This is a genomic window from Micromonospora sp. NPDC005174, assembly GCF_040608495.1.
In the GTDB taxonomy this organism is placed as follows: Bacteria; Actinomycetota; Actinomycetes; order Mycobacteriales; family Micromonosporaceae; genus Micromonospora.
Window position 1 is genome coordinate 72,743 of the sequence record NZ_JBEXIJ010000023.1, and the last position, 25,175, is coordinate 97,917.

The following is a 25,175-nucleotide window of genomic DNA, read 5'->3' on the forward strand; positions in this document are numbered from 1 at the left end:
AAGGGATCATGCGGTTCGAAGTCCTGGGGCCACTGCGAGCCGTCGACGCATCGGGATCGGTGGTGCCGGTCGGCAGACGTCAGCACGAAGTGCTGCTCGCCTGCCTCCTGGCCGCGGACGGACGGACGGTCACCGACGGCGTCCTGATGGAGGCCCTGTGGGGCCGTGATCCGAGCGACCGCAAGCACGGGGCACTGCGGGTTCTCGTCCACCATCTGCGTCGCGTTCTGGGCACCGAGACGATAGTCCGGGCCGGCGGTGGCTACCGGATCAGTCCGGACGACCACCAGTTGGACGCCGACGAGTTCGTCACGTTCGCCGAGACCGCCGCACGGCACGAGGCGCAGGGCCGGCTCACGGAGGCACGCGTGCGCTACCGGGCTGCACTGCGCCTGTGGCGGGGATCGGACGCCTACCAGGGCACCACCGACACCGACCAGGTCAGGGCGGCGGCGCACCACCTCGGCGAGCAGCGGCTGAGCGTCCACGAGAGCTGTGTCGACATCGAGCTCAGCCTCGGGCTGCACCGCGAGTTGTGTGCGGAGCTGTCGACCCTGGCAAGGGAGTACGCGCTGCGCGAGCGCCTCCAGGCGCAGCTGATGCTGGCGCTGGTGCGCAGTGACCGACGGGCCGAGGCCCTGGCCGTGTACGAGCGGACCCGGCGCATGCTCGCCGACGAGCTGGGAACCGACCCCGGCAGCCGACTCCAACAGCTCTACACGGCGATCCTGCGCGGCGTCACTCCCACGGTCACGCCGGCCGTGGTCGTCGCGGTCCGGCCGGCGCAGCTACCAGCGCCACCCCGAACCTTCGTCGGACGCGACGACGAGTTGGCGGCCCTCGACGCCGTACAACGAGCATCGCGCTCTGGTCAGCACCGCTCCGGATCGGTACTCGTGACCGGCGCGGGCGGCATGGGCAAGACCGCTCTGGTCGCGCAGTGGGCCGACCAGAACCGGCACTGCTTTCCGGACGGGCAGCTCTACCTGGATCTCGATGACGACGTTCCCGCGACGGTGGCGCTGGCCCGCGCTCTCGTCGACCTCGGCGTCGCCCCCGACGACCTGCCACGCCAGGTGGAGGCACGGGCGGCGCGACTGCGTTCACTGCTGTCCGACCGTACGATGTTGCTGGTCCTGGACAACGTGAGCAGCGCCGGGCAGGCTCGGCCGTTCTTCCCCGGCAGCGGTGACAGCCTGCTCGTGATCATCAGCCGAAACCGGCTGGACGGGCTCATCGCTCGCGAGGGCACTCACCTGCTGGTGCTCGGCGCGCTGCCCGAGGAGCCGGCCACCCGCCTGCTGCGGGCGGTCGCCGGACTGTCCGGCTCCGCCACAGACGACATCCCCGCTCTGGTGAAGCTGTGCCACGGTATGCCGTTGGCCATCCGGATCGTCGGCGCACGCCTCCGGCTGGACGCCCGACCGGACGTCCTCGTCGCCGCCCTGCGCGACGAGCAGACCCGCCTGGCCCGGCTCGCCACGAGCGACGGAGACGTGAGCGTACGAGCCGTCATCGCCGTCTCCTACCATCGGCTCACCGCAGCGGAACGTCGGCTGCTGCGCCGGCTCGGACTGCTGGATGTTGCCGCCATCGGATTCGGTGCCGCCGCCGCGCTGGCCGGCACGACCACGGTCAGCGCGCTGACCGAACTGGTGAACGGGCTCGCCTCGGCCAACCTCGTCACCGTCGAGGCGAGCAGCCGGATCGCTCTGCACCAACTGACGCGCATGTTCGCCCACCAGCAGGCCCAACGGGAGGACAGCGCGGTCGACCGGCGGATCGCGGAACGGCAGGCCCTCGACTGGTACGGGCAGGTGAGCGGTCGTGCGCAGCGGCGCATCCGGCCCACGACCAGCCCACGTGACGGTGCGGGGGTCCGGGGTGCAGGGCACCTCTTCGTACCCGATCTGACCGACACCGCGGCGGCTCTGCGGTGGGCCGACACCGAGGCGGACACCATCGCCAGATTGATCGCCCAGCACGGGCAGACCCACCCCGATCTCGTCTGGCCCCTCGCCGTGAACATGCGTGGCTGGCTGCAACGTCGGGCACCGCGCGACACCTGGATCTCCGTCACCGAGCAGGGCATCCGTGCCGCGGTCCTGGCCGGCAGCGGCACCGGCGAGGCCACCCTGTACGGGAGCCTCGGCGTGGCACACAGTCTGCTGCTGCAACGGTCCGAAGCCCGGACCGCCTACCAGCGGGCCAGCGCGCTCTTCGCCGACCACGGCGACCACGCCGGCGTGGCGGACGTCGAGGCGAGCCTGGGTGCGATGTTGGCCGACAGCGGCGCGCTCGACGAGGCACTCGCGCCCCTGCTACGCGCCCGCGAACTCGCGGCCCCGCTCGACGATCCCGATCTCATCTTCAAGGTAGAACTCAATCTCGGTTACCTGCACCGGCGCGCTGACCGCCAACAGGAGGCGCTCGACGCGTACACCTCGGCGTTGTCGGCCGCCGAGCGGTCCGACAACCGGGACTGGCTGTCGGCGAGCGTCCACACCAATCTGGGCAGGGTGCACTTTCTGCGGGGCAATCTCGATGAGGCAGGACACCACTACGACACCGCGGTCCGCCTCGCCCGCAGCACCGGCGATCGGATGCGGGAGGCGTGGGCCCTGCACGGATGCTCCGACGTGGCGGCAGCGCGACGAGATCTGCCCGCCGCCGTCGCGGCACTGCACGAGGCCGTCACCATCCTCGAACCGCTCGGCGACCGTCGCCTCGACGAGATGCGCGGTCTGTTGTCCGCGTTGCTGTCCGACAGCTCCGCCGCGCCGGCACCGGAGGACGCGCCGCCACCTCGGCGCGCGCGACGCTCTTCGTGAAGGGGAGACCCACCTCCGCGATGGATCTCCCCTGCCACGCCGCTCCGCTAGCAGCCGTAGATGCTGACGATGTAGCTGGTCTGCAAACCGACGAAGTGTTGACCGGCCCCGAGATCCGGTAGCTGGCGATACCAGGGGCCACCGCCGTCGGAACGTAGCTGCATGGTGCAGTAGCCGGCCCCCGTGTACCAGCCGGCGGTCGTGGCCCAACCGAACCACGCGTCGGACCACTGGTCGAAGGGCAGGACGGCGTCGTGCGTGCCGTACGTGTATTTCCCGTCGCGGACGTGGATGACGCCGAGACCGCCGCCCCAGGCATTGCCGATGCGGTTGCCGGCGGCGACGGCGGCGGGGGAATGCAGCGCCGCGTATTCGAGCAGCGCCGATTCAGCGGCCTGCCTGCTCATCGCCGTCGAGGTCGCGGACTCGGCGGGTGCTGCGGAGGCGAGGCTCGCGGGCAGCACCAGGGACAGGATCGCCGTCACGACCACCATGAAGAGCCCTCGCCGTTTGACTGATCGCACCACAGTGTCTCCGATCTGAGATTGACCGACTTGGCTGGGCGCAGTCTTGCAACGGGATGTTGGGTATCTGTTGGTTGCGCGTTGCGACGAGGTGGGGCAGATGGGCTGCCCAGCCGGCGTACCACCGTGCCGAGCAGATCGTCGATTCGGAAGTAACCGACCTGACGCGAGTCGAAGCTGGCACTTCGGTTGTCTCCGAGGAGCACGAGCCGTCCGGTGGGCACCCGGTCACCTGCTGGACCGATGTACGGCGGCACGACCTCGCCCGCGACGGCGGCCACCCGCTTGATGACACAGGACGGCCGAGCGGCTGCGGTGCTGCGGGCTGCCGCCGTCCGCAGCACGACCACGTCACCTGCCTGCAGTCTCTGTCCACGCCTGATCAGCACCCGGTCGCCTTCCGAGAAGGTCGGCTCCATGCTCTGGCCGCGGACCGTCACCACCATGAACCGCCTGCTGAGCCGGGACCACGCGACCATCGCGCGGCCCAGCGCCGCCAGCAGCAGCACGCCACCCACGACCCGGATCGGTACGCGGGCGCACAGCAGGGCGACTCCGGCCAGCCAGAGCGCCAGCTCCACCACCAGAGCCGCCCGGCGGCCCGTCGCCCGCCCTGGACGGGCAGCATGTCCCGTCGACCTGGGACCTGTCCTCACCAGGCTCATGTGATCGCCACGATCCTCGGACGGGCAGACCGATCGGCCTGCGGCGTGTCGGGCTGGTCCTGTCCCCCGGTGCTCTGATAGCCGGCGGCCTGCAAGCGGAAGAGCCGGGCGTACGCCCCGTCGGCGGCCATCAGGGAGGCGTGGTCACCCTCCTCCACCAACCGCCCGTTCGCCAGTACGACGATGCGGTCGGCGTCGCGTACCGCACCGAGCCGGTGTGACACGAGCACGTTGGTCCGGCCGGCGCGATGCCGGCGCAGTGAGTCGTGTATCTCGGCTTCGGCCTCGGCGTCCAACCCGGCGCTGGGCTCGTCCAGGATCATCAGGTCACACCGGTCGCGCAGCAGGGCTCGCGCCAGGGCCAGCCGCTGCCACTGCCCGCCCGACAGGACGACACCGACCTCGGGCTCGTCCCGGTCGTCGGTCGGACCGGAGAACGTCCGGGACAGCAGCGTGTCGTAACCTCGGGGCAGACCGTCGAGTACGTGGTGGACTCCGGCCCGGCGGGCAGCGGCCTCGATCCGAGCCCGGTCGTGGAGAGCGTCGATGTCTCCGAGGGCGATGTTCTCCGCTGCCGACAGGTCGTACTGCATGTAGTCCTGAAACACGGCGGCCACCCGTTGTCGCAGCGCGGTCACCTCGACGGTGCGGATGTCCACGCCGTCCCAGAGCACCGCGCCGCGGGTGGGGTCGTACAGGCGACACAACAGTTTGGCGATCGTGGACTTCCCCGCGCCGTTGAGCCCGACCACCGCGAGCGTCTCGCCGTACGAAATCCGCAGGTTGACGCCACGGAGGATCCACGAATGCCCGTCCGCGTAACGGAACCACACGTCGCGGAACTCGATCTCGCCGGACAGCCTGGGCACCGGTGGCGCCGCCCGCACCACCGGGAGGTCCGGCCCCGCGGTGGCAACCGTGCGAAAATGCCCGAACATGAGTACGGCCTGATGTGTACGGGCGAACTCACCGGCCAGCGATGCCAGCGCTGCCTGCACACCAGCGACGGCCGCCACGAAGAGTGTGATGTCACCGATCGACAACGCCCCTCGAACGGCCGCGTCGACGGCCCACAACAGCCCCGCGCCCGAGGCGAGCCCCGCCAGCAGCCCGAGCGCCGACTGGACGAGTGCCTCCCGACGGTCCACCGCGCGTTTCGCCGAGTTGGCCGAGCGCCGTGCGGCGAGCATCAGACCACGCAGGAACGCGCCCGTGCCGAAGAGCCGGATCTCCTTTGCCGCCACCACGTTCGACAGCAGCTGGCTGTAGAACATCTCCCGACGCTCAGTGGGGCCGACCTGCCAGAACATTCCGGCGCGCAGCCGGGAGAGCGCCATCTCGGCACCCAGGGCGGGCAGACCCGCGCCGACCACCAGGAGCGCCATCAGCGGGTCGATCACCAGCAGCGAGACCAGGAAGCCGGACATCAGAATGACGCTCCGGCCGCAGCCCAGCAGGCCGTCGACCACCTGATTGGGCATCGACCCCGCGCTCATCTGCGCCAGCCGTAGCCGATTCAGGAAATTCGGGTCCTCGAAACGCCCCAGGCCGACGAAGCGCTCCACCGCGGCGTACAGCCGGTCCTGGGCGAGCAGGCCGACCTCGCGATCCATCTCGGCGCGTAGGTACTGCGACGAGTGGGGAAGCAGCCCGACCAGCAGCGCGGTCACCGCTACGCCGACGGCCACCACGACCACGGCCGGGTCGACGCCGGCAGCCGACCCGGCCAGGTGGTCGAGCAGGGTCTTCATCAGCCAGGCGACCGCCACCGGTAGCAGTGCGTCCAGCACCGTCAGGGCCAGGTAGCAGGCGAGCGCCCGCGGTGCGGCCCGGACGGCGATGGCCCCTGCGGCGAGGACCAACCTGGCCAGTTCCCTGATGCCGACCGGTGGACGGAAGGCCAGGTCGGAACTGGCCGACCCACCTTCTTCCTCGTCCGCCGGCCGGCTGCCCCGGGAACTCATGCCGCGGCGACCAACTCGGCCCGGCTGAGGTCCACGTTGTCGTTGGTGACCACGAGCCGTCCGTCGGCCAGCGGGTCGACCATCAGCACGGACGGATAGCCCTTGATCTTGAACGCGGTGGGGAGAACCCCCTCGTAGTCGCCGAACACCACCCTGGCCACCGGCCGCAGCGCCGACACCAGGCTCTCGGCGTCCGCCGCGTCCGCTCCGGCCACCACGGCAACGACCTGGTCGCGCCCACCCGGCATCGTCGCGGCGTGGTCGACGAACTTCGGCAGCGCCGCCCGGCACGGCTGACAACCCACCGAGAAGAACCCGACGACCGTGCCCGCCGGCAGTCGGTCCGCGCTGAGCCGCCGCCCCTCCACGTCCTCGACGGAGAACGCCTCGATCGCGTCACCGACCGTCAGGTCGTGCGACGGGTTCTCAACCGCTTTCAACAGCTCGGTGTGCTCGCGGAGCCGCCTGATGACACCGAGCGTGAGAACCAGGTCGAGCACACACACCAGGCCGACCAGAATCACAGCGGCGATAAGAAAGAGCATCGGATTCTCCTCGTCTTCATCGACCTTCCCGGCGGCCCGGGGAGGGCCTCGCGGAGGTCTGAAAGAGATCGACAAAAATGTCGAGTTTGACGATCAGCAGGGCGAGCAGGGCTCCCGCGCAGACCGCCACCACGACGCCGTCGGCGTCCATGGGTCCATCGCTGCGGCTGGCGATGACGCCCGCCGCGCCCAGCACGGTCAGGAAGGCGTTACGGAACACGTGGCGAGCGCCCAACGGGCTGCTGGACGCGCCGAAACACCGGCAGGAGACGGCGTCCACGCGGCGGTTGACGAGCACGACGGCCGCGGTCAGCCCGATCAGCAGCAGCGTGGCCAGGCCCAAGCCGATCGAGGCGACGCCGGCGGCCGGGGAGGCGAGTAACACGCACACCGAGCACTCGGCGGCCAGCACCAGGAGTGCCGTTGGCCGGGCCAAACCCACGGGCAGCAACCGCATGTCACGTATCGAGGCGACGAACAGACCGAAGCCACCCCGGGGCGCCACCTTACCGACGACGGCGGTCAGAAACACCATCACCAGCAGGCAACGAACACCGATCGCAAGGTACTGCACCGCAGGCATCCTCTCCATCGCGATCACGCGGACCCGCCCGGCGGGAGGAGGCTTCCGCCCTCCCACCGGACGGCATCAGAGCGTCGGTCAGTAGTAGCACTGGTAGGGTGCCTTGCACCCGTATCCGCTCCGGCAGCATGCGGTGCAGGCGGCTCCGCCGGCGCACTGGTAGCAGCTCGGGAAGAACTTCGGACCCCACGGGGACGAGCACGTCGCCGCCGAGGCCTCCACCGCGGGCACCAGCCTGGCCAGAAGCCTGCTGCCCAAAGACTCGATCTTCGAGATCATCGAACACTCCTCACACGTCCGGGCGGCCCCCGTCGACCGCTCCACTGGTGCAAAGGTGCCGGGCGGGCCTACAGGAAAGCTGGAGAGAAGCTTGAATTCCTGTCCGGCCGTCGCCCCGAACCGAACGACGACCGGGGCCGCCACTGGCGGCCCCGGCCCCGGTCAGGTCAACTTCCGCAGATGCCGTACGCGTTGAGGCTCCACGAGCCGGCGAGGCCGTCGGCGTCCTCATCCGCCCGCACCCGCGCCGTGTTCCCCCCGGTGATGTTGATCGCGGTCAGCAGTACCTGACCGTTCCCGGCGTTGATGTCCGCACCCGCGCTGTAGAGGCCCTTGCCGGCCGGGCACGCCTTGAGGTGGGTGGAGGACGGGTCGCTCGCGCTCGCCCCCGTCGTCACGACCCGCTCCAGCCCGGCGGGTCCGTTGGCGCAGACCGCGATCGAGGTGGCGCTCCAGCCGGCCGGCGAGGTGCCCTGCACCGCAACCGCCCGGACGGTCACCGACGTCAGGTCGAACGACGGCACCACCTGGTCGAGCACGACGTCGCCCAGACCGCTGTTGATCCGCCCACCCATGCCGATGACCTTCTTGGTCCCGCAGCTCGCCGTGACGAACTCCGTTCCGACCGCCCCCGTCGCGGCCACGACCTGGTAGCCGGCCGGCGCGGTGGCACACTGGGCGAGGGCCTGTAGCCCCCAGTCGCCCGCGAAGTTGACCGGGCCCGCCTCCCGCATGGTCACGAAGAACCCGGTGCCGTTCGCCAGCGGCTCCAACCGGTCCAACCCGACCCGTCCAGCGGCCGACGAGCCGGCAGGGAGGAAGCCGCCACCCCCGGTGACCACCTTGCCGGCCGGGCAGGACGCGAACGCGGACTTGTCCAGACTGCTCTCGGCCGCCGACTGGGTGACCGTCTCCAGCCCCGCCGGTTCCGCCGAGGCCGGTGTCGCCCAGCCCATGCCGGCCACCACGGCAGCCGTCGACACGACGGCCGTCAGCATGCCCCGTCCCTTGGTTACTCGCATGTCGCTCTCCCTGTCCGCCTCGGCCGACGCCGTGCCGGCCTCGCCCGCCGGACTCTCGGGTCCGACGGCTGAGGAGAGCCTGGGCGGGCTCGCTTGTCGTCCGCTATCCGACCGCTTGGCGCCGGCCGTGCCGTCCGCGTCGTCCATAGACTGTGATCGTCCGATCACGACTGATGAGGAAAGCCATGCGGTGGTCCCTCCTCGGCCCCGTCCAGGTGACCGCCGGAGGGCGGGTCCTTCCCATCGACCGCCCTCAGCAACGCGCGGTGCTCGGGCTGCTGCTCCTCAACGCCGACCGGTTGGTGTCCCTCGGGCAGATCGTCGCGGCGCTCTGGGCCGACGACCCTCCGGCCAGCGCCCGGACCCAGGTCCAGGTCTGCGTCTCCCGGATCCGGTCGGCCCTGCGCGAGGCGGGTGCGGCCGATCTGCTGACGACGCAGGGCGGTGGCTACCGGCTCGCCGTACGCGTCACCGATCTGGACCTCGCCGAGTTCACCGCGGCGGTCGAGCGGGCCCGCGCCGAGGAGGCGGCCGGTCGCGGTGCGGAGGCGGCGCGACTGCTACGCGACGGCCTGGCGCTGTGGCGGGGGCCGGCGCTGGCCGGCGCGACCGGCGCCTTCGTCGACGCTGCCGCCGCCGGCCTGGACGAGCAGCGGTTGCTCGCGTACGAACGGCTCGCCGCCGTGGAGCTCGGCCTCGGCCGGTTCGCCGCGACCGCGCGTACCCTGCGCCCCCTGGTGGCCGAGCATCCGCTGCGGGAGCCGCTGGTGGCCGGGTACCTGCTCGCCCTGGCCGGCTGTGGCCAGCAGGCCGCCGCGCTGCGGCTCTACGCCGAGACCCGCCGCCACCTCGTCGACGAGTTGGGCGTGGAGCCCGGTCCCGAGTTGAGCGGGGCCCACCTGCGGGTGCTGCGGGGGGAGACGCCGACCGAGCCGTCACCCGCAAAGCCGGGCGGCCGGCCTCCGGCGCAGCTTCCCAGCGCCCCCGCCTGGTTCACCGGCCGCGCGGCGGCGCTGCGACAACTGGACGCGCTGCTGCCCGCCGAGCCGACCAGCGACACCCGGGAGGGCGGCCCATGCCGCGCGGTGGTCATCTCCGCCATCGCCGGCACCGCCGGGGTCGGCAAGACCACCCTCGCGGTGCACTGGGCACATCGGGTCGCGCACCGGTACCCGGACGGGCAGCTCTACGTCAACCTGCGCGGGTTCGACCTCGACGGCCGGGCCGTGTCGCCGGGTGAGGCGCTGCGCGGCTTCCTGGAGGCGCTGCACGTGCCGCCCCCACGGATGCCCAGCGACCTGCCCGGGCAGGCCGCGCTGTTCCGGACCCTGCTCGCCGACCGGCGCGTCCTGGTGCTGCTCGACAACGCGCGCGACGACGAGCAGGTGCGACCTCTGCTGCCGGGCTCCTCGGGCAGCCTGGTCGTGGTGACCAGCCGCAACCGGCTCACCGGCCTGGTGGTCAACGCCGGGGCCCACCCGGTGACGCTGGACCTGCTTCCGCCGGCCGAGGCCCGGGAGCTGCTGGCCGGCCGGCTCGGTCGCGGGCGCGCCGCGCGCGACACGGCGGCGCTGGACGAGATCGTGCGCCGCTGCGCCGGCCTGCCGCTGGCCCTGGCCGTCGTCGCGGCCCGCGCCGTCGGGCAGCCCGACGTGCCGCTGACGGCGCTCGCCGCCGAACTGCGGGACACCGACTCGGAGCGGCTCACCGCGTTGGCCACCGGCGACCCCATGACCGACGTGCGGGCGGTGTTCTCCTGGTCGTACCGGGCGTTGGCCGCCGACTCGGCCCGGCTGTTCCGGCTGCTCGGGCTGCACCCGGGTCCCGACGTCGGACGGGCGGCGGTGGCCAGCCTCGCAGGCCTGCCGCCCGCTCGGGTCGGCCCACTGCTGGCCGACCTCACGCGGGCGAACCTGCTCACCGAGCGCACCTCAGGCCGGTACGCGATGCACGACCTGCTTCGCGCGTACGCCTGGGAGCTGTGTCAGGACGCCGATCCCGAGGTCGAGCGCACGGCCGCCCGACGCCGCCTGTTCGACCACTATCTGCACGCCTCGCACGCAGCGGACCACCTGCTCGACCCGTACCGGTTGGCGCGGCCGGCCGCGCTGCCGCCGCCCGCGCCCGGGGTGACGGTCGGTGACCGCCCGGAGCACGCGTGGGCGACCGCGTGGTTCGCCGCCGAGCACCACGTGCTGCTGGCCTGTGTGGAGCAGGCGGCGGACACCGGCCTGGACCGGCACGCGTGGACGCTGGCGGCGGCCCTCACCACGTACCTCGATCGCAGCGGGCACTGGCCGGAGCTGGCCGGCGCGCAGCGGACCGCCCTGGCGGCGGCGCTGCGCCGCGGTGACCTGGCGGGTCAGGCCCTGGCGCACCGTGGCCTCGCCATCGCCTGCACCTGGTCCGGCGATCACGAGGCGGCACACCGGCACTACCAACGCGACCTGGAGCTGTACCGCGAGTTGGGCGACGACACCGGACGGGCGCACACGCACCTCGGTGTGAGCTGGGTACTGGCACGGCAGGGCCGGCTGCGCGCCGCTCTCGACGAGACCAGGCTGGCCCTCGACCTCTACCGGGCGACCGACTACCGGGTCGGGCAGGCCAAGGCGCTCAACAATCTGGGCTGGATGCACGCCCGGCTCGGCGAGCCGGGGCCGGCGCTGCACTGCTGCCAGGCGGCCCTGCGGCTGCACGAGCAGACCGGCGACCGGCACGGCGCGGCGCTGACCTGGGACAGTCTCGGGTACGTCCGGCACGGCCTCGGCGACCACGACCAGGCCGCGGACTGCTACCGGCGGGCGCTGGCGCTACACCGGGAACTCGGCGACCGGTACGACGAGGCGGAGGTGCTGGACAACCTGGGCAACAGCCTGCGGGCCGCCGGTGACCTCGACGCCGCGCGTCGGGCGTGGCGCGAGGCGCTGACGATCTTCGACGAGCTGCGTCACCCGGACGCCGACCGCCCGCGCGCCAAACTGGCGGCGCCGGCGGTCCCCGCGGCGTCCGCGGGCGGCGAGTTCTAGACGACGAGGTACGACCTCACGGGCCGACGCCGTGGCTGATCGTGGCCACGATTGCGGCGAGAGATCCGTCGACCGGGCTCGACCGGGCATCCTCCCGCGCCCTAGCCGGCTGCTCTACACACGCAATGGCCCCGGCACCCGCTACGGATGGCCCGGCAAGGTCAGCCACCGCCGGGGGCCGGGCCCGTTGTGGTCGCGGTGGATAGCGGTGAGAGCCTCGATCGACAGCCGTGCCATGACGTCCACCAGCGTGTCGGGGTCGACGGCACCGTCCGGCCCCAGGTCGTCGTCGACCGACAGGTGGACGATCGGCCAGGGCGGGTCCTCGAGATAACGACGCATCTGTCGGTAGCGCGTGGCCATCTCCTCCGCGGGCACGTTCCACACCTCGCAGCCTCGAGCGCGAAGCCGTGGCCCGGGCTCCACGACCAGTACGAGCGGAAGGCTCGCGCTGCCCAACTCCTCGTCGAGCGCACGTAGCACCCGGTGGTCGGCCAGCGACCAGACCTGGCGGCGGGTGTCATCGGCCATCAGGTGCTGGGCGTGCTCGATCATCGCCGCGACACGCCCGTCCTCATCGCGCATCGCGCTCGGTGCGCGCGGACCGTAGCGAAGGTCGGCATAGCCGTAGCCGAGTGCGTGGGCGACGTAGCTGCCGAGGAACTCCGCGTGGGCGTACGGGAGGCCCAGCGCCAGGATCGACGGCGGCGCGTGCGGATCGGCCGCCCGCGGCCCGCGCGGGCGCTCGTGGTCGGGCACCTGAAGGACGAACGGTGGATGGCCGACAAAGTCGTGCGCCTCCTGCTCCCGCCAAGTCAGGCCGTACGGCACGTAGAGGTCGGCCAGCAGGTGATGGACTTCCTCGCGGGCGACCTCCTCGGGCAGGGCCGGCTCATGTATGGGCTTCAACGCGAGGTAGGTGTGCTGAAGCAGACGGTGTTCGCGTCCGCGCAGCGCCGGGCGAAGCGTGACCTCCCACTCCCTGCTTCGGGACAGCAGCGCCGCAGCCACCTGAGCGGCGGGCGGCGAGTCGGCCACGTCGATGGCTTGGTCGACCCAGCGCTTGACCCGGCGGAGACCCTCCCGCAGCTCGTGCGCAGCCTGGGTCTGGTACGCGATCGGCCCCAGCTCGGGTGGCAGGACCCCTGCCAGCTCCAGCAACAGCACATGCGACAGTCCGGTGAGTTCGGAAAGTCGATCGAACGTGCGCAGGTCGGCGTCGGCCTCGCCGTTGAGCCAATTCTGCAGGGTGTTGCGACTGACGTCGATCGCCCGGGCGGCGGCGTTGACCGACAGATTCCGCTTGCGCAGCGCCTCGGCGACGACGTTGCCCCAGGTGACCCGCGCGGCGGAGCGCGCGCTCGATGCTCGCTTCGAGGACAAGATCACCCCTCGTCCGGGCGTTGTGCATCCACTGACACAACTTGGCAGTCGGCGGACACGACGCTGATGGGCCGATCGGTCATATTCGAATGACCAAGCTTTCACCGGGGAGGAGTCCGCTCGTGCCCAGCCTCAAGAAAGTAATGATCACCGGCATTCCGGTGCTGGTGGCCGCGCTCGTCACCGCCGGAGCCACAGTCTACGTACAGAACCACAAGGATTCGCCAGCGAACAGCGGTGTGGCGATCAACAACGGCAATGGAAACTGCGTCAACATGGGCAACAACGGCACTGCCTACTGCAACCCAGGGCCTATCGAAGAGAAGACTCCATATCGGACCGACCAGACACCGCCGGGTCCCGGGCCGTGGGCCTTCCGGGTCGCCGACACTGTCGTCGCAGGCACCGACCTGGGTCTGACCGTGCGGTCCTGCCCGTACCAGCTCTGCGGCTGCAAGAACGCGCTGTGCGAAAAGATCGGGCTCGCCCGCAATGCGAGTCTGATCTATGCACGGTGCCATTTCGATTCTGGCTTCAACGGTAACGACACGACCACCGACTGGCTGGCGATCACGTGGCCGACCAATACTCCCGGCGACGTGACCGCAAGATTCGACTCGCCCGGTGATCCGTATGTCGGATGGGTTCTCGCGAAGTACACCACCCCTGCCGGGCACAATGGTGAGATCCCGGTGTGCCGAACGCCGGCGCGAGGTGGATGACGGGTCAGCGAACCGCTAGCGCCGCCCGGAGAACGATGTGCCGGGCGGCGCCCTGGTCGTCCGCGACGGCGACCATGAGGGCGGTCGGCACGAAGGAGAAGGCCGGGAATCCCGCGTCGAACAGGGACGAGCGCCCGTTCGAGGCCAGCCGGCCGAGGGTGACGTGCGGGCGGAAACTGTCCCCCATCAGCTCGTAATGGTAGGACTCAAGGTTGCGCCATTGGTCGTCGGTCGGGGTGAGATGCGGCGGCATAGTTGCCGGGACCGCCAGGTCCCGAAGCCGGTCGGCGATCTTGAGTTGCTGGCCGAGCAACGCCCCCGTCTTGGCATAGCCGAGCTCCACGTAACCGCCCGCGGTGCACGCCAGGCTCTGCCCGGTGCAGACCGCCGCGCCGGGCGCCTCGCGGGCGGCGTCGGCAATATTGGCCAGCACGGCGTCCAACGCCCACGGCTCAAAATCGGCCATGTAAAGCGTCAGGTGAGGATGTCGACCGTCCTCACCGATGCGGAAGACCGAGTCGGAGGGCACGAGTTCCGCCGCCAGATGAACGAGTCTTGCTGCGACGGGCGCGGGCGGTTCGAGCGCGACGTTGAGACGAGTCATGCCGGCCACTATCGACCGATGCACAGCTCGGTGTCTCGTCCGCCAGCTGACGCTTCTCGTCAATCTCGGACACGGTCGGAAAACCCCAAACCCGCCGCAAGGTTGTCGACTCGGCCCGCGTGCACTCTCCTCTCAGGTGGCAATGGCCTGTTTCCCAGGGGCGGCCGGGTCGAGGGCAGAGTCCGACGGCAGGTTCTTATGAGGAGGCTCCCACCGTCGGGCGTCTACGAGTCGGGTCAGCCGGGCATGGCATCCGTACGATCCCGGACATGCCTGATCCTGCCGCGCGGTTCGGCCAGCTTGGCAACGAATACGAGTCCCGGAAGCGGGCGGCACACGCGCTCGTTGAGGGCTGGGACTGGTACACCTGGCCGGGCCTTGATCTGCGCCCGTTGCACTTCGAGCGGGATCTCCTCAAGCCTGGGCGTCGCCTGGACGACCGTCCGCCGGAGAATCGGGATGTCCTGCGGATCGGATTTGATGCCCGGGGGCGCCTGACCGTGATCGCGGAGTACAGCGGATTCCTGCACGGGAAGCTGCACGCCGAGACGTTCTTCCGCCACGACGATGACCTCGTGGAGGTGGCGCACTTCGCCACGGAGGGTCCGATCTACCTCCACGAGTACCGCTTCGGAGGCGGGCTGATGCGCTCGGCCACCATGGTCGCGCGGCGCGGCTCGGGACGAGAGTCGTACACGTACACCGACGGGCGGATCAGCCGCGTCGAGGTCGAGCACAACGGCGGCCCGCACGCCGTACTGGCCGCCGAGCACGACGACCTCGGCCTGCTCCGCCTCGTCCAGACCACGAGCAGCGAATCGCACGTACTGTACGTCCGGCCACCAGCGGATTTCGATCTTGATGCGGCGTGCCGTGCCGTCGAGGACGAGTTGGTCGCGCTGATCCCGGACGCTGCGGCACGGCTGGACGTCGACGAGCCCATCGCCTGTCTCGCCCTCAGCTATGCCGAACCCGCGCAGTTGTCGATCGGCATCAGCGTGGCTACCGAGGCTGAGCGCGGCGACCTGAGCGCGATCGATGCCCAGGCTGCCTGGGCGGCGGAGGAGTTCGAGACGAGCACCGACATCGACCTCGACGACACGGGGCCCTCGCGGCTGGTACGGCAGGAACTCGCCCTGCTCGACGCGGACGATCACGACGTGGCCGCCGGGTCCGAAACCGGCCGGCGACTGTTGTGCGCGGTTGCGGCTCGACTGAACCTGCGCGACTGGTCTGCCACACTGCCGGTCACCGAAGATTTCGTGGTGTACGCGGTCGACCTCGAACTGGTCGACCTGGAACGGAACCTGATCGGTTGCCTCCCACCGGACCGACTCGCCCAGTTCCACGAACGGGGTCTGTGACCTCTCCGCGCACCGACGGCCCTCTTTCGAAGCACGTGCGTCAGTGGGTGCCTGGGCGCAGGGCGGCCGTGACATCCGCAGCGACGGTGAGTGGATCGGTGAGCGGTCGATCCAGTAGTTGAACGAGGTCGGGGCTGGCGTTGTCGAGGAACCCGTGGCGGACACTGGTGGCGATCGAGGCGAGCATCGGCGGCTGGAACGGCAGCAGGTTGGCGTCGCCGAGGAGGCGGGTTCGGTACTCACCCAGTTCGATTGTGCGGTGCGCGACGCCGAGACGGTCGGCGACATCGCCAGCGGTGATCGGGGCACCGACCAGGTCGTAGACCTTGCCGATGTGCGCGGTGGGCTCGCTGGCGACCACGGCTGCGGCGGCCGCCAGGTCAGCCCGCGCTACCGCGCAGAGCGCGCCGGCTCCGAATGCTGATTCCAGGCCGTCGGGTGTCCACGTGAGCAAGGCGCCGAAGAGCTCGGCGTACAGCCCGTTGCGCAGGATGGTCCAGGCGAGCCCGCTGGTTCTGATCATCCGCTCGGTGGCCCGGTGGGCGAGTGCGAACCCGAGGTGGTCCCCCGCGCTGGTCAGGCTGGTGTAGACGACGTGGCTCACGCCGTCGCGGCGTGCAGCGTCGAGGAGAGTCCGGTGACGCGCGATGACCTGGTCGTCCTCGGCATATCCGGCCGAGACGAGGACCAGGGTCGAGACGCCTGTGAGGTCGAGGGTTACGCGGTCGTCGAAGTCAAGGTGGCGCTGTGCGCCGGTGGGAGTGCGGCTCCCCGCCAGGACAGATATCTCCCGCTGGCTGAGCTCCGTGAGTGTGAGCGCAGCGAGCTGTCCGTTGGCACCGGTCACCATGATCACGCGGATCGGCCTCCCACCGTGGTTCTCTTCAGTAACTACAGTGAGAGCCTGGACGCCCGCCCGGCGGCCCACAAGGAGGCAGTCTCGTGTCACCAGCGCACACCGAAGTAACCACGGGCGCCGCCGACCTCGAACCATGCGGACAGCCGGATCACCCGGACTGCGGCATCCGAGACGTTCTTGACCGGGTGGGCGACAAGTGGTCGGTTCTCGTGATCGTCGAACTCGCCAACGGGCCGCGACGCTTCCGCCAGCTCCAGCGCGCCATCGACGGGATCTCCCAGCGCATGCTGACCCTCACGGTGCGCCGCCTGGAACGAGACGGCCTCGTCCTTCGGACCGCGTACCCGACCGTGCCCGCCCAGGTCGACTACCGCCTCACCGAGACCGGCACAAGCCTCACCCATCTCGTCAAGGCACTCGCGGACTGGTCACTGGCACACCGCGCAGTCATCTCCGAAGCCCGTCAGGCCTACGACAGCGACCACCCCGACAACGAGATCCGCTGACGCAGGTGCACACGACCTCGAATTTCTCGACGAGCGAGATCAGGTGCTGTCACGGTGCCGGCGGGCTTCGATGTCGCGCAACACCTCCGGGTCCCATTGGCTGGCATTCCAGTCGGCGCTGGTCGGAGTGGGCGACAGCGGCCACGCCGGGTCCTGCCGGGCGACCGGCGAGTGGTGCCCCGCGATGACCCGGTCGACCTGGGCGATCAGCCGCAGAACCCGCGTCCGGCTGTGCAGCACGCCGCCGATCAGCGCGGCCGCTCCGAGGGTGCGCAGGGCCGCCTGACCGAACAGGACGGCCGGGACGGTCCGGTCGGTGGCCAAACAGGACATCGCGGTGCTCAAGACCAGGCAGGAGGAGAAGACGCGCAGGCCCCAGTGGCGGCTGTAGGAGCGGCCCGGGGAGCCGTTCGCTTCGGCGATCCGACGAGTGGCGCGGCCCCAGATCAGCCCGCTGACGGCCAGGCCGATGATGGCGACGACAAGGATCAGGCTGGCCAGGACGAACCCGATCGCGGCGTCGGTGCTGGCCGAGGACAACCGCAGCGGCCGGGCAGGGTCGCTCGATGCGCTGCCGAAGATGGCTGCGGCGATCGCGGCTAGCGCGTAGAGGATGGCGAACCCGGCCACGAACCAGGTCGCGACGTCCCAACCTGCCGCCCTGGGCGCGGGCGGAGGTGCCGATGACCGACACGTATGACCTTGGCCGGGGCTTTCAAGTTCGGTCCCGCATGTCGTGCAGCGCACAGTGTTCTGCTCAGCAGCGCAACCAAGCCTCTGCCAGCCAGGATGAGCTCGATATTTCACGTCATCACGCGCAGGATGACCGGCCCGTCGGGTGCGGCGGCTTGAGGATCATGCCGGGTCGGGACCGGTCCGGCGACCCCGATACCCACCGGACGAGGCCGGCCGAGCCTCCTGTTGCTTTACTATGGCACTAGGAAAGCAGTTAAGGAGCGACCGTGTTCGTCTTCCGGCTCGACACCCACTCCGGTGTGCCGCCGTACCTGCAACTCGTCCAGCAGGTCCGCCAGGCGGTGCTGCTGGGCTTCCTCCAACCCGGTGACCGACTCCCGCTCATCCGCGAGGTGGTCGAGGACCTGGCGATCAATCCGAACACGGTCGCCAAGGCCTACCGGCAGATGGAGCAGGAGGACCTGGTCACCGGCCGGCCCGGCCAGGGCACGTTCGTCAACGAGCAGCAGTCGGCGGTGATGTCGGCATCGACGTACACCTCGCTGCACCGCAGCCTGGCGACCTGGCTGCGCCGCGCCTACGCGGCCGGCCTCGACGAGCAGGCGGTCAACGCGCTCTTTACTTCCGTCCACCGGCAGACGAGGAATGAGGACGTGGCGTGACAGCGGTCGATTTGGCGCTGCGCACCGATGGTGTGGGCAAGCGGTACCGGAAGGGCTGGGCGCTGCGCGACTGCACACTGGCCCTGCCGGCGGGCGGCGTGATCGCGCTGGTCGGGCCGAACGGCGCGGGCAAGACCACGCTGCTGCGCATGGCCGTCGGATTGCTGGCGCCGAGCACCGGCACGGTGGAGGTCCTCGGCCACGACGTCACCGCCAGCACCCCGCAGACTCTGTCCCGGGTCGGGTTCCTGGCCCAGGACCACCCGCTGTACAGGCGCTTCACCGTCGCCGAGATGCTCCGCTTCGGCCGGGCCTGCAACCTGCGGTTCGACCAGGGGCTGGCCGAGCGCCGACTGGCGAAGCTGGGCATCCCGCTCGACCGCAGGGCCGGTACGCTCTCCGGCGGGCAGCAGGCCCAGGTGGCTCTGGCTCTGGCGCTGGCGAAACGGCCGGACCTGCTCGTCCTCGACGAGCCGGTGGCCAGCCTCGACCCGCTGGCCCGGCACGAGTTCCTACAGATCCTCATGGGCGCGGTGGCCGACGGCGGAGTGACCGTCCTGTTCTCCTCCCACGTCCTGCACGAGCTGGAGCGCGTCTGCGACCACCTGGTCGTGCTCAACCAGGGCCGGGTCACGCTCACCGGCGACATCGACACCCTCCTCGCCGAGCACCGACTGCTCGTCGGCCCGCGCACGGCCACCGACCTCGACCGGGCCGGCACCGTCGTGGAGGCCGTCCACAGCGACCGGCACACAACCTTGCTGGTACGCGACGGCGCGCTCCCGGCCGCGCCCGGGTGGCAGACCCAGCCGGTCGCGCTGGAGGACCTGGTGCTGGCGTACCTGCGCCGGCCGCCCGAGCCGAGCGCCGCGGTCACGTCGGGGGTGGCGGCATGACGTGGTTGATCTGGCGCCAGCACCGGACCGAGGTCTTCGTCCTGGGTCTGCTCGTCGGCCTGTTCGGCATCGCCCTGCTCGTGCTCGGGACGCAGGCCCACGACCTGTTCCCGGGCGGTCCCGCCCGGTGTGCGGGAGAGGCCGGTGTCAACGAGGGCTGCACGGCCTCCTTCCGCCGGCTCGACGAGGAGTACGGGTACGTCGAGAACCTCCTGGCGGCCTTCTATCTGATCCCCGTCGTCATCGGTGCGTTCCTCGGTGCGCCACTGCTCGCCCGCGAACTGGAGGACGGCACCTGGCAGCTCGCCTGGACACAGGCCGTGCCGCGCATGCGTTGGCTGGCGGCCAAGCTCGCGGCACTGGCCGGCGTCACCGTCGCGCTCACCGGGGTCTTCACCGCCGTGCTCACCTGGTTCCGTCAGCCATTCGACGCCTGGGAAGGGCGGTTCCAGTACGACGCCTTCGACCTGGAAGGACTTGTCCCGCTGGCGTACGCGCTGTTCGCGTTCGCCGTCGCCACCGCCGCCGGGGCGATCCTGCGGCGCAGTCTGCCCGCGTTCGGCGTCGCGTTCGGGGCGTTCCTCGCCGCCCGGATGGCGGTGGCGCTGTTGGCCCGTCCCGCGTACGCCACCCCGCTCACCACCATGGCACCGGTCCCCGTCGGCGGCGCGGAGGACCAGGCGGGGCACCGACCCGTGCCCAGCTTCGCCGGCTGGATGATCGAACGCGGCTACGCAGACGCCACCGGGCGGAGGCTGAGCTCGACCGAGTACCTCGAACTGGAGGACGCCGCCAACCGGGCCGGCACCAACCTCAACCAGTTCCTGCACGCGCGCGGCATCCAGCAGTTCGGCGTCTACCATCCGGCCGAGCGGTTCTGGACGTTCCAGCTGGTCGAGGCGGCCCTGTTCGCCGCCGTCGCGATGGTCCTGATCGGTGTGGTGGTGTGGCGGGTACGCCGCCGTGTGCTCTAGCGCCCTGCCCGCAAACGTCTCATCCTCGCGCGAGGATGCCCGATGCATGGATATCAGCAGTTGGTCCAGCGCGCCGGGCGCAGTCGGGAGCCGTTGACGGAGCCTACGACGAGGCCGTTGTCGGCGATTCCCCAGCCGAAGGGGTCTTGGACACCGGGGATGACGCCGCCCAGTGGGACGATCCGGTCGCCGTGGGCGACGGCCCGGTCACCGAGCACCGCGCCCTGACTGTTGACGTCCAGAGTTGACACCAACGCCGGGGGCACGGCGGTCGCCACGCCAGTCCGTAGGTCCCAGCGCACCGGGGCCCTGTCCTCTTCCCCGGGGCCGGTACCGATGCTACCGACCGCCCAGGTCCCCCGAGCCGCGACGATCCCCGCCCACCGGGCGCCGGGGACGGTGAGTCGATCAGTCGTTCCGTCGGGATGGCGTACCCAGCCGAAGCCGCCAGCGCCGCCGATGATGGTGCCGTCGTCGAGGATCTCCGTCGCGCCGGCGTCGTACGGGGCGTCGATCACCTCGACGGTGCCCGGTCGGTCGACCGGCCAGAGCAGCGGCAGAGATGTCTCGGTCTCCTCAACGGAGGCACGTCCGACGATGTCGCCGCGCGAGTTGATCCCAGAGGTGAAGACGTTGGAGGCCCCCGGCAGGACGGGCAGCCACTCCAGCCGCCCGTCGCGGTAGCGCCAGGGGCGGTAGATGTGGTCGACGACGGCGTTGCCAACGGCGACGCCGTTGCGATTGATGCCCTCGACCTCCTCCACCACTGCTGTCTCGACGATGGTGAGGCGCGGCTGGTTCCACGCCCCGGGGCGCGCTCCGGCCCAGAGCAGCAGCCGCGGCCGCCACCCGTCGTCATCGACCCCGTAACCGATACCGGCGATGAACTTGCCGGTCGGGTCGACGGCCGTAGCTCGACCATGCATGTCCGTCGGATAGGGCAGGGTTTGTAGCGCACAGGTCGAGACGCTCTGGTGCGTCGACTCGGCCGTGGCGACGCCGGGCAGGCCCAGCGTCGCGATGAGGGTGCCTGCGGTCAGACTGGCCAATAAACGGTTGCCAACAAATCGCATCATCTCTACTCCCATTGATGGTTGGCGGTGATGTGATTACCAAAGCACGTCGACGTCAGCACCGGAAGTGCGCCGAATCGGGTGCAGCCGCGGGTCCATGTCGGCCGGTGCTGGTGTTGACCCGCAATCTCGGTGGCGCAGGCGAGTCCCGATCCGTGACGATCAAGCCGTGTCCGTACCCGCCCGTCAGATTCGCGCCCGCCACTCGACCGACACCATCACCGTCTACCAGGCATACCCTCCGCAGGTTGCGCTGCCAGCGGTGGAGGCCGGCCGTTTCGTGGCCCCCTTCAAGCGGGACCGAATGACGTGGATCAAGCCCTCATTCCTGTGGATGATGTACCGCTGCGGCTGGGCCACCAAGCCCGGGCAGGAGCACGTGCTGTCCATCGACATCACGCGGGAGGGATTCGAGTGGGCGCTGGCACGAGCCAGCCTGAGCCACTACGACCGCGACCTGCACGGCGACAGGGCTTCCTGGACCCGGCAACTGAAGACCAGCCCCGTACGAGTGCAGTGGGATCCAGAACGATCACTGCACCTGAAGGCGCTGCCGTACCGGTCGCTGCAGGTCGGATTGTCGGGCGAGGCGGTCGATCGATACGTTGACGACTGGATTGTGGCCGTCACGGACATCACCCCCACCGTTCATCGGATCCGGGACCTTCTGCGCAGCGGACACGAGCACGCGGCGGCAGCTCACCTGCCTGTCGAACATCCCTATCAACTGCGGGCCCAGATCACCGCCAGACTTGACGCCAGCCCGGACATCACCGCCGACGACGCGGCCAAGCAACAGCAGGCTCCCCGATCGACGTACATTGTCGCCGGATCTTCCGGCTCGTACCCCCCGGACGCCCTTCATGCCCTGAGCCGGCCCGACGCCCGCCACCGGTGACGCCCGTATGAGTCTGGTATCGGCGTTCGTGCCGATCTGGGCCCTCACCGCAGTCGGTTACGCGGCCTGTCGTTGCGGCCTGCTGGGCGAGGCGGTGGCGTCGGTGCTCGGCCGGTTCGTATTCCATCTCGCGATGCCGTCCGCCCTGTTCCTGACCCTGTCCCGAATGCCGCTGTCCGGGTTCGCCGGCCGCTCGCTGCTCGCCTTCGGGGTGAGCACAGCCGCAGTCGTCGGTTTCGGCTGGGTCGCCGCGAGCTGGCTGTTCGGTCGCACTCCCGGAGAACGGCCGATCTGGGGCATGGCCGCCGGGTACGTGAACTCCGCGAACCTCGGCATCCCGATCGCAACGCAGGTCCTCGGCAACGTGTCCTTCCTGGCGGAGGTGGTGCTGCTACAGGTGCTGGTGGTGAGTCCCGTGATTCTGATCGCCCTGGACCGGCACAGTGACCCGACCGGGCGGGTACGGGTCCGCCGTATCGCCTCCCTGCCGGTACGCAACCCAGTGATCCTGGCGTCGCTGCTCGGTGTCGCGTTCTCGGCTGCCGAGCTGCACCTGCCGTCGGCGGCCGACGCGTCGCTCACCCTGCTGGCGGGCGCCGCCGTCCCGACTGCTCTCGTCGCGCTCGGCGCGTCACTGCACCGCACGGTGCCGTCAACGGCAGAGCCGACCGCGCCGGTCGAGCTGGCCGTGATCACCGCGCTGAAGCTCGTCGCACAGCCGGTCATCGCGTACGCGGCCGGCCTGGCCTTGCACCTGTCCGCGCCGCAGTTGCTCGCCGTGGTGGTGTGCGCGGGCCTGCCGACAGCGGAGAACACGTTCATCTTCGGCCAGGAGTACGGCGTCGGCGAGGCGGTGGCCAATCGGGCGGTGGTGGTCACCACGACACTGTCGCTGGCCACTCTGGCCGCGGCGGCCGCGCTACTCGAGTGAGTACTGCATCGCGACTGGGCGTAGCGCGGTCGACCGCAGATCCGCGTACCGGAACCCTGAGCTTGCGATGCCGTCGGCCACGACCTGCGGGAAGGAGCGACACCGCTCCGGCGGGGAGTACATGTGCTCAGGAATAGCTGGGTGTGCACCCTGGTGAATGTGTGGAAGGCGTCGTCCGCCAAGCTGCGTCAGAACCAGGTGCCCGGTCGCGTCAGTCGCCACAGACGCCCGCGCCAGCGCGCACGCCGCGGATGCAGGAAGGCCTCGATGTCCTCCAGCGCGGTGCCGGCAGTCCCCCTGACGTGAGGCCTGGCGCGTACGTGGCGGAGTGCGGGGACGACACGATCCTCATCGAGTTGACCGTAGACCCTCGCGAGGTGCCCGAGGCACGTGGCTGCAAGCGCCTGCACCTGACGGTCAGGGTGATCGAGCAGGGTCAGGTAGAGCTCCTGCAATTCCCTCCAGTCGCCGTCGCCGTACAGGGCGCATCCGACCATGGCATCCGTAGCCCCGGCGATGTCGTTGCGGTCGAGAGCCCGCCGCACATCGGCCGGCGTTGCCGGCGGAGGGTTGTGAAAGGTGCGGTGTACGTGGCTCATGGCTACATCTTTGATCATCGCGGCGGTGGCGGATATCCGCTCATCGACATAGCTGGGCCTGCCGCTGCGACAACGTTTGATTCGCTTTCCCGGGCAGGCAGTCTGCGCCGGGAAGCAGCGAGCCCTCGCCTGGCCCACCTATGGGCTGCCTTCGGGCCGGCCTGAGCCCATCGAATCCGCTGCACCATTCGGGATGGTCTTTTAGGCTGCATGGGCGGGCCGCCCGGTTCGACGCAGCATCGTGTGGCGCTGTTCGGACTGGTCGGGGCGTTCCCCTTGCGGCCTGGCTCTACCACCACGTCAGCCGGAGCGGGAACTGCCGCGACGTCCCGTGATGCCCTGATTTTCGCCGTCGGCGTCCGAGCCCGGCTATCGGTGAGGAGCAGCGGTGACCCAGACCGAACGGCATCGCCCGGAGATCGTCGTGGGACTGGTGGCAACTCCGCCCGACCAGCCGGCTCGGGTGGCCGCGAGGCTCGCTACGGAACTGGCCAGCGGACTCACCGAGCAGGTGAGCGCGGACGTGCGGTGGATCGTCCGGGAAGGCTGGGGAGAGGTGGCGCCGCGCCGCGACGGCGGCGCGGACGCGCTGCTCGACGATCTTGCCCGGCGGCGCACGGACGACCAGTGGGACGTCGCCATCTGCTTGACCGACCTGCCACTGCACGCCGAGCGGGTGCCCTTGGTCGCCCAGACCTCCGGTCGGCGCCAGGTCGGGATGATTTCCCTGCCCGCGCTGGGACTCCACCAGCTGCGCTCGGTCCGCGCAGCCGTCCCGGATCTGGTGGGCCGGCTGCTGGCAGAGGCCCCCGGCCGGGTGCCACTGGCCGACCGGGCACCAGCCGGGACGACACGGCATATTCCCGCAGTCCATCGCGTGAGCGGCGAAGCCGACGACGGTGAGCGGCGTTACCTGGCATCAGGGCTGATCGGCCGGGCGCGCCTGTTGACCGGCATGGTCCGCGCCAATCGCCCGGGACGCGCCCTGCTGGGCCTGTCCAAACTCCTGGTCGGCGCGTTCGGCACGGCTGCGTTCGCGCTCACCACGGACACCATCTGGCAGATGGGCGATGCCCTCGGCGGACTCCGGCTCACCGTGATCATGCTGCTCGGGCTGAGTGCGTTGGTGGCCTGGTTGATCGTTGCGCACGACCTGTGGGAGAAGCCGAGCCGCGAAACCCCGGCTGAGCTTGCACGGCTGTTCAACCTGGGTACGATCCTCACTCTCACTCTGGCGACGGCGGTGTCCTACGTGGTGCTGTTCGTGGGAACGGTGCTCGTCGGAGCGCTACTGATCGACACATCAGTGCTCGAACAGGTACTGCAGCGCCCGGCGAATGCCAGCGATTATCTGACGCTCGCCTGGATCACCAGCTCACTGGCCACCGTCGGCGGCGCGATCGGCTCAGGGCTGGAAAACGAGGAGACGGTCCGGTCGGCCGCCTACGGCTACCACCCTCAACCCGGCAGCTGGCGGGACGAGAAAGGCCACGGACAGTCTCGTAACGGGAGGTGAGTGGGCGCACGCACTCGTGCGTCGCGATCGGACCGGCAGGCACTCGGCAG

At 70.2% G+C, this 25,175-nt stretch carries 23 protein-coding genes; 11 read left to right on the forward strand and 12 right to left on the reverse strand.

The features are described 5' to 3' along the window. Positions 1 to 8: 8 nt before the first annotated feature. Positions 9 to 2,831 (forward strand): BTAD domain-containing putative transcriptional regulator, encoded by a 2,823-nt coding sequence (locus tag ABZU91_RS23095; RefSeq protein ID WP_355243987.1) that lies wholly within the window; start codon positions 9 to 11, stop codon positions 2,829 to 2,831. Positions 2,832 to 2,878: 47 nt separating this feature from the next. Here the strand turns inward: ABZU91_RS23095 and ABZU91_RS23100 are convergent, their stop codons facing one another. From ABZU91_RS23100 to ABZU91_RS23125, 6 genes are all read right to left on the reverse strand, one after another. Further along, positions 2,879 to 3,325 (reverse strand): hypothetical protein, encoded by a 447-nt coding sequence (locus ABZU91_RS23100; RefSeq protein ID WP_355243989.1) that lies wholly within the window; start codon positions 3,323 to 3,325, stop codon positions 2,879 to 2,881. Further along, complete coding sequence (locus ABZU91_RS23105) at positions 3,313 to 3,936, reverse strand: S26 family signal peptidase (protein ID WP_355243991.1); 624 nt, start codon at positions 3,934 to 3,936, stop codon at positions 3,313 to 3,315. The genes ABZU91_RS23100 and ABZU91_RS23105 overlap by 13 nt, the downstream gene beginning before the upstream one ends. An 80-nt stretch (positions 3,937 to 4,016) precedes the next feature. Then, positions 4,017 to 5,984: an ABC transporter ATP-binding protein gene (locus ABZU91_RS23110; RefSeq protein WP_355243994.1), complete on the reverse strand. Its 1,968-nt coding sequence runs from the start codon at positions 5,982 to 5,984 to the stop codon at positions 4,017 to 4,019. Then, positions 5,981 to 6,529, reverse strand: a complete 549-nt coding sequence (locus tag ABZU91_RS23115) for a hypothetical protein (RefSeq protein WP_355243997.1) — start codon at positions 6,527 to 6,529, stop codon at positions 5,981 to 5,983. Before ABZU91_RS23115 ends, ABZU91_RS23110 begins: the two co-directional genes overlap by 4 nt. Positions 6,530 to 6,545: 16 nt before the next feature. Further along, entirely contained in the window at positions 6,546 to 7,121 is a 576-nt protein-coding gene (locus ABZU91_RS23120; protein ID WP_355244069.1) for a MauE/DoxX family redox-associated membrane protein, read from the reverse strand. Positions 7,122 to 7,558: 437 nt separating this feature from the next. After that, complete coding sequence (locus tag ABZU91_RS23125; RefSeq protein WP_355244000.1) at positions 7,559 to 8,413, reverse strand: hypothetical protein; 855 nt, start codon at positions 8,411 to 8,413, stop codon at positions 7,559 to 7,561. Between the two features lie 185 nt (positions 8,414 to 8,598). Here ABZU91_RS23125 and ABZU91_RS23130 point away from each other — a divergent pair, with 185 nt between their 5' ends. Then, positions 8,599 to 11,442, forward strand: a complete 2,844-nt coding sequence (locus ABZU91_RS23130; RefSeq protein ID WP_355244003.1) for a BTAD domain-containing putative transcriptional regulator — start codon at positions 8,599 to 8,601, stop codon at positions 11,440 to 11,442. 141 nt (positions 11,443 to 11,583) lie between these two features. Here the strand turns inward: ABZU91_RS23130 and ABZU91_RS23135 are convergent, their stop codons facing one another. Further along, positions 11,584 to 12,825 carry a helix-turn-helix transcriptional regulator gene (locus ABZU91_RS23135; protein ID WP_355244006.1) on the reverse strand — a complete coding sequence of 414 codons (1,242 nt, stop codon included), beginning with the start codon at positions 12,823 to 12,825 and terminating at the stop codon, positions 11,584 to 11,586. 122 nt (positions 12,826 to 12,947) lie between these two features. Between ABZU91_RS23135 and ABZU91_RS23140 the strand changes: the two genes are divergently transcribed. Continuing rightward, the gene (locus ABZU91_RS23140) at positions 12,948 to 13,547 is read left to right on the forward strand and encodes a hypothetical protein (protein ID WP_355244009.1); all 600 of its coding nucleotides are present in this window, start codon (positions 12,948 to 12,950) and stop codon (positions 13,545 to 13,547) included. Positions 13,548 to 13,551: 4 nt separating this feature from the next. On the opposite strand, the gene ABZU91_RS23145 is transcribed toward ABZU91_RS23140, so the two are convergent. Continuing rightward, positions 13,552 to 14,151 (reverse strand): hypothetical protein, encoded by a 600-nt coding sequence (locus tag ABZU91_RS23145; RefSeq protein ID WP_355244012.1) that lies wholly within the window; start codon positions 14,149 to 14,151, stop codon positions 13,552 to 13,554. Between the two features lie 269 nt (positions 14,152 to 14,420). Here ABZU91_RS23145 and ABZU91_RS23150 point away from each other — a divergent pair, with 269 nt between their 5' ends. Then, positions 14,421 to 15,515, forward strand: coding sequence for a hypothetical protein (locus ABZU91_RS23150; protein ID WP_355244015.1), 1,095 nt, complete (start codon positions 14,421 to 14,423; stop codon positions 15,513 to 15,515). Positions 15,516 to 15,555: 40 nt separating this feature from the next. On the opposite strand, the gene ABZU91_RS23155 is transcribed toward ABZU91_RS23150, so the two are convergent. Next, on the reverse strand, positions 15,556 to 16,365 hold the full coding sequence (locus ABZU91_RS23155; protein ID WP_355244072.1) for an NAD(P)H-binding protein: 810 nt from the start codon (positions 16,363 to 16,365) through the stop codon (positions 15,556 to 15,558). Between the two features lie 92 nt (positions 16,366 to 16,457). Here ABZU91_RS23155 and ABZU91_RS23160 point away from each other — a divergent pair, with 92 nt between their 5' ends. Further along, positions 16,458 to 16,880: a helix-turn-helix domain-containing protein gene (locus tag ABZU91_RS23160; RefSeq protein ID WP_355244018.1), complete on the forward strand. Its 423-nt coding sequence runs from the start codon at positions 16,458 to 16,460 to the stop codon at positions 16,878 to 16,880. A 39-nt stretch (positions 16,881 to 16,919) separates the two neighbouring features. Here the strand turns inward: ABZU91_RS23160 and ABZU91_RS23165 are convergent, their stop codons facing one another. Continuing rightward, a complete protein-coding gene (locus ABZU91_RS23165; RefSeq protein ID WP_355244021.1) occupies positions 16,920 to 17,510 on the reverse strand; it encodes a hypothetical protein in 591 nt (196 codons plus the stop codon). A gap of 332 nt (positions 17,511 to 17,842) precedes the next feature. Here ABZU91_RS23165 and ABZU91_RS23170 point away from each other — a divergent pair, with 332 nt between their 5' ends. From ABZU91_RS23170 to ABZU91_RS23180, 3 genes are read left to right on the forward strand one after another with little or no spacing between them, the layout of a single operon-like run. After that, on the forward strand, positions 17,843 to 18,238 hold the full coding sequence (locus ABZU91_RS23170; protein WP_355244024.1) for a GntR family transcriptional regulator: 396 nt from the start codon (positions 17,843 to 17,845) through the stop codon (positions 18,236 to 18,238). After that, positions 18,235 to 19,134 carry an ABC transporter ATP-binding protein gene (locus ABZU91_RS23175; protein ID WP_355244027.1) on the forward strand — a complete coding sequence of 300 codons (900 nt, stop codon included), beginning with the start codon at positions 18,235 to 18,237 and terminating at the stop codon, positions 19,132 to 19,134. Before ABZU91_RS23170 ends, ABZU91_RS23175 begins: the two co-directional genes overlap by 4 nt. Beyond that, positions 19,131 to 20,108, forward strand: a complete 978-nt coding sequence (locus ABZU91_RS23180) for an ABC transporter permease subunit (RefSeq protein WP_355244029.1) — start codon at positions 19,131 to 19,133, stop codon at positions 20,106 to 20,108. Before ABZU91_RS23175 ends, ABZU91_RS23180 begins: the two co-directional genes overlap by 4 nt. 53 nt (positions 20,109 to 20,161) lie before the next feature. Here the strand turns inward: ABZU91_RS23180 and ABZU91_RS23185 are convergent, their stop codons facing one another. After that, positions 20,162 to 21,184 (reverse strand): hypothetical protein, encoded by a 1,023-nt coding sequence (locus tag ABZU91_RS23185; protein ID WP_355244032.1) that lies wholly within the window; start codon positions 21,182 to 21,184, stop codon positions 20,162 to 20,164. 166 nt (positions 21,185 to 21,350) lie between these two features. Here ABZU91_RS23185 and ABZU91_RS23190 point away from each other — a divergent pair, with 166 nt between their 5' ends. Both ABZU91_RS23190 and ABZU91_RS23195 read left to right on the forward strand, forming a co-directional pair. Then, complete coding sequence (locus ABZU91_RS23190) at positions 21,351 to 22,079, forward strand: DUF4291 domain-containing protein (RefSeq protein ID WP_355244035.1); 729 nt, start codon at positions 21,351 to 21,353, stop codon at positions 22,077 to 22,079. A 7-nt stretch (positions 22,080 to 22,086) separates the two neighbouring features. Beyond that, a complete protein-coding gene (locus ABZU91_RS23195; RefSeq protein WP_355244038.1) occupies positions 22,087 to 23,010 on the forward strand; it encodes an AEC family transporter in 924 nt (307 codons plus the stop codon). 188 nt (positions 23,011 to 23,198) lie between these two features. Here ABZU91_RS23195 and ABZU91_RS23200 read toward each other — a convergent pair whose 3' ends face one another. After that, entirely contained in the window at positions 23,199 to 23,609 is a 411-nt protein-coding gene (locus ABZU91_RS23200) for a hypothetical protein (protein ID WP_355244041.1), read from the reverse strand. A gap of 388 nt (positions 23,610 to 23,997) precedes the next feature. On the opposite strand from ABZU91_RS23200, the gene ABZU91_RS23205 reads away from it, so the two are divergent. After that, the gene (locus ABZU91_RS23205; protein ID WP_355244044.1) at positions 23,998 to 25,125 is read left to right on the forward strand and encodes a hypothetical protein; all 1,128 of its coding nucleotides are present in this window, start codon (positions 23,998 to 24,000) and stop codon (positions 25,123 to 25,125) included. The last annotated feature ends 50 nt before the right edge of the window (positions 25,126 to 25,175 follow it).

Bases quoted from the DNA above. Each gene is read 5' to 3' on its own strand.
- ABZU91_RS23095 (WP_355243987.1), top strand. From the start codon at position 9: ATGCGGTTCGAAGTCCTGGGGCCACTGCGAGCCGTCGACGCATCGGGA.
- ABZU91_RS23100 (WP_355243989.1), bottom strand. From the start codon at position 3,325: ATGGTGGTCGTGACGGCGATCCTGTCCCTGGTGCTGCCCGCGAGCCTC.
- ABZU91_RS23110 (WP_355243994.1), bottom strand. From the start codon at position 5,984: ATGAGTTCCCGGGGCAGCCGGCCGGCGGACGAGGAAGAAGGTGGGTCG.
- ABZU91_RS23115 (WP_355243997.1), bottom strand. From the start codon at position 6,529: ATGCTCTTTCTTATCGCCGCTGTGATTCTGGTCGGCCTGGTGTGTGTG.
- ABZU91_RS23120 (WP_355244069.1), bottom strand. From the start codon at position 7,121: ATGGAGAGGATGCCTGCGGTGCAGTACCTTGCGATCGGTGTTCGTTGC.
- ABZU91_RS23125 (WP_355244000.1), bottom strand. From the start codon at position 8,413: ATGCGAGTAACCAAGGGACGGGGCATGCTGACGGCCGTCGTGTCGACG.
- ABZU91_RS23130 (WP_355244003.1), top strand. From the start codon at position 8,599: ATGCGGTGGTCCCTCCTCGGCCCCGTCCAGGTGACCGCCGGAGGGCGG.
- ABZU91_RS23145 (WP_355244012.1), bottom strand. From the start codon at position 14,151: ATGACTCGTCTCAACGTCGCGCTCGAACCGCCCGCGCCCGTCGCAGCA.
- ABZU91_RS23150 (WP_355244015.1), top strand. From the start codon at position 14,421: ATGCCTGATCCTGCCGCGCGGTTCGGCCAGCTTGGCAACGAATACGAG.
- ABZU91_RS23155 (WP_355244072.1), bottom strand. From the start codon at position 16,365: ATGGTGACCGGTGCCAACGGACAGCTCGCTGCGCTCACACTCACGGAG.
- ABZU91_RS23180 (WP_355244029.1), top strand. From the start codon at position 19,131: ATGACGTGGTTGATCTGGCGCCAGCACCGGACCGAGGTCTTCGTCCTG.
- ABZU91_RS23185 (WP_355244032.1), bottom strand. From the start codon at position 21,184: ATGATGCGATTTGTTGGCAACCGTTTATTGGCCAGTCTGACCGCAGGC.
- ABZU91_RS23195 (WP_355244038.1), top strand. From the start codon at position 22,087: ATGAGTCTGGTATCGGCGTTCGTGCCGATCTGGGCCCTCACCGCAGTC.
- ABZU91_RS23200 (WP_355244041.1), bottom strand. From the start codon at position 23,609: ATGAGCCACGTACACCGCACCTTTCACAACCCTCCGCCGGCAACGCCG.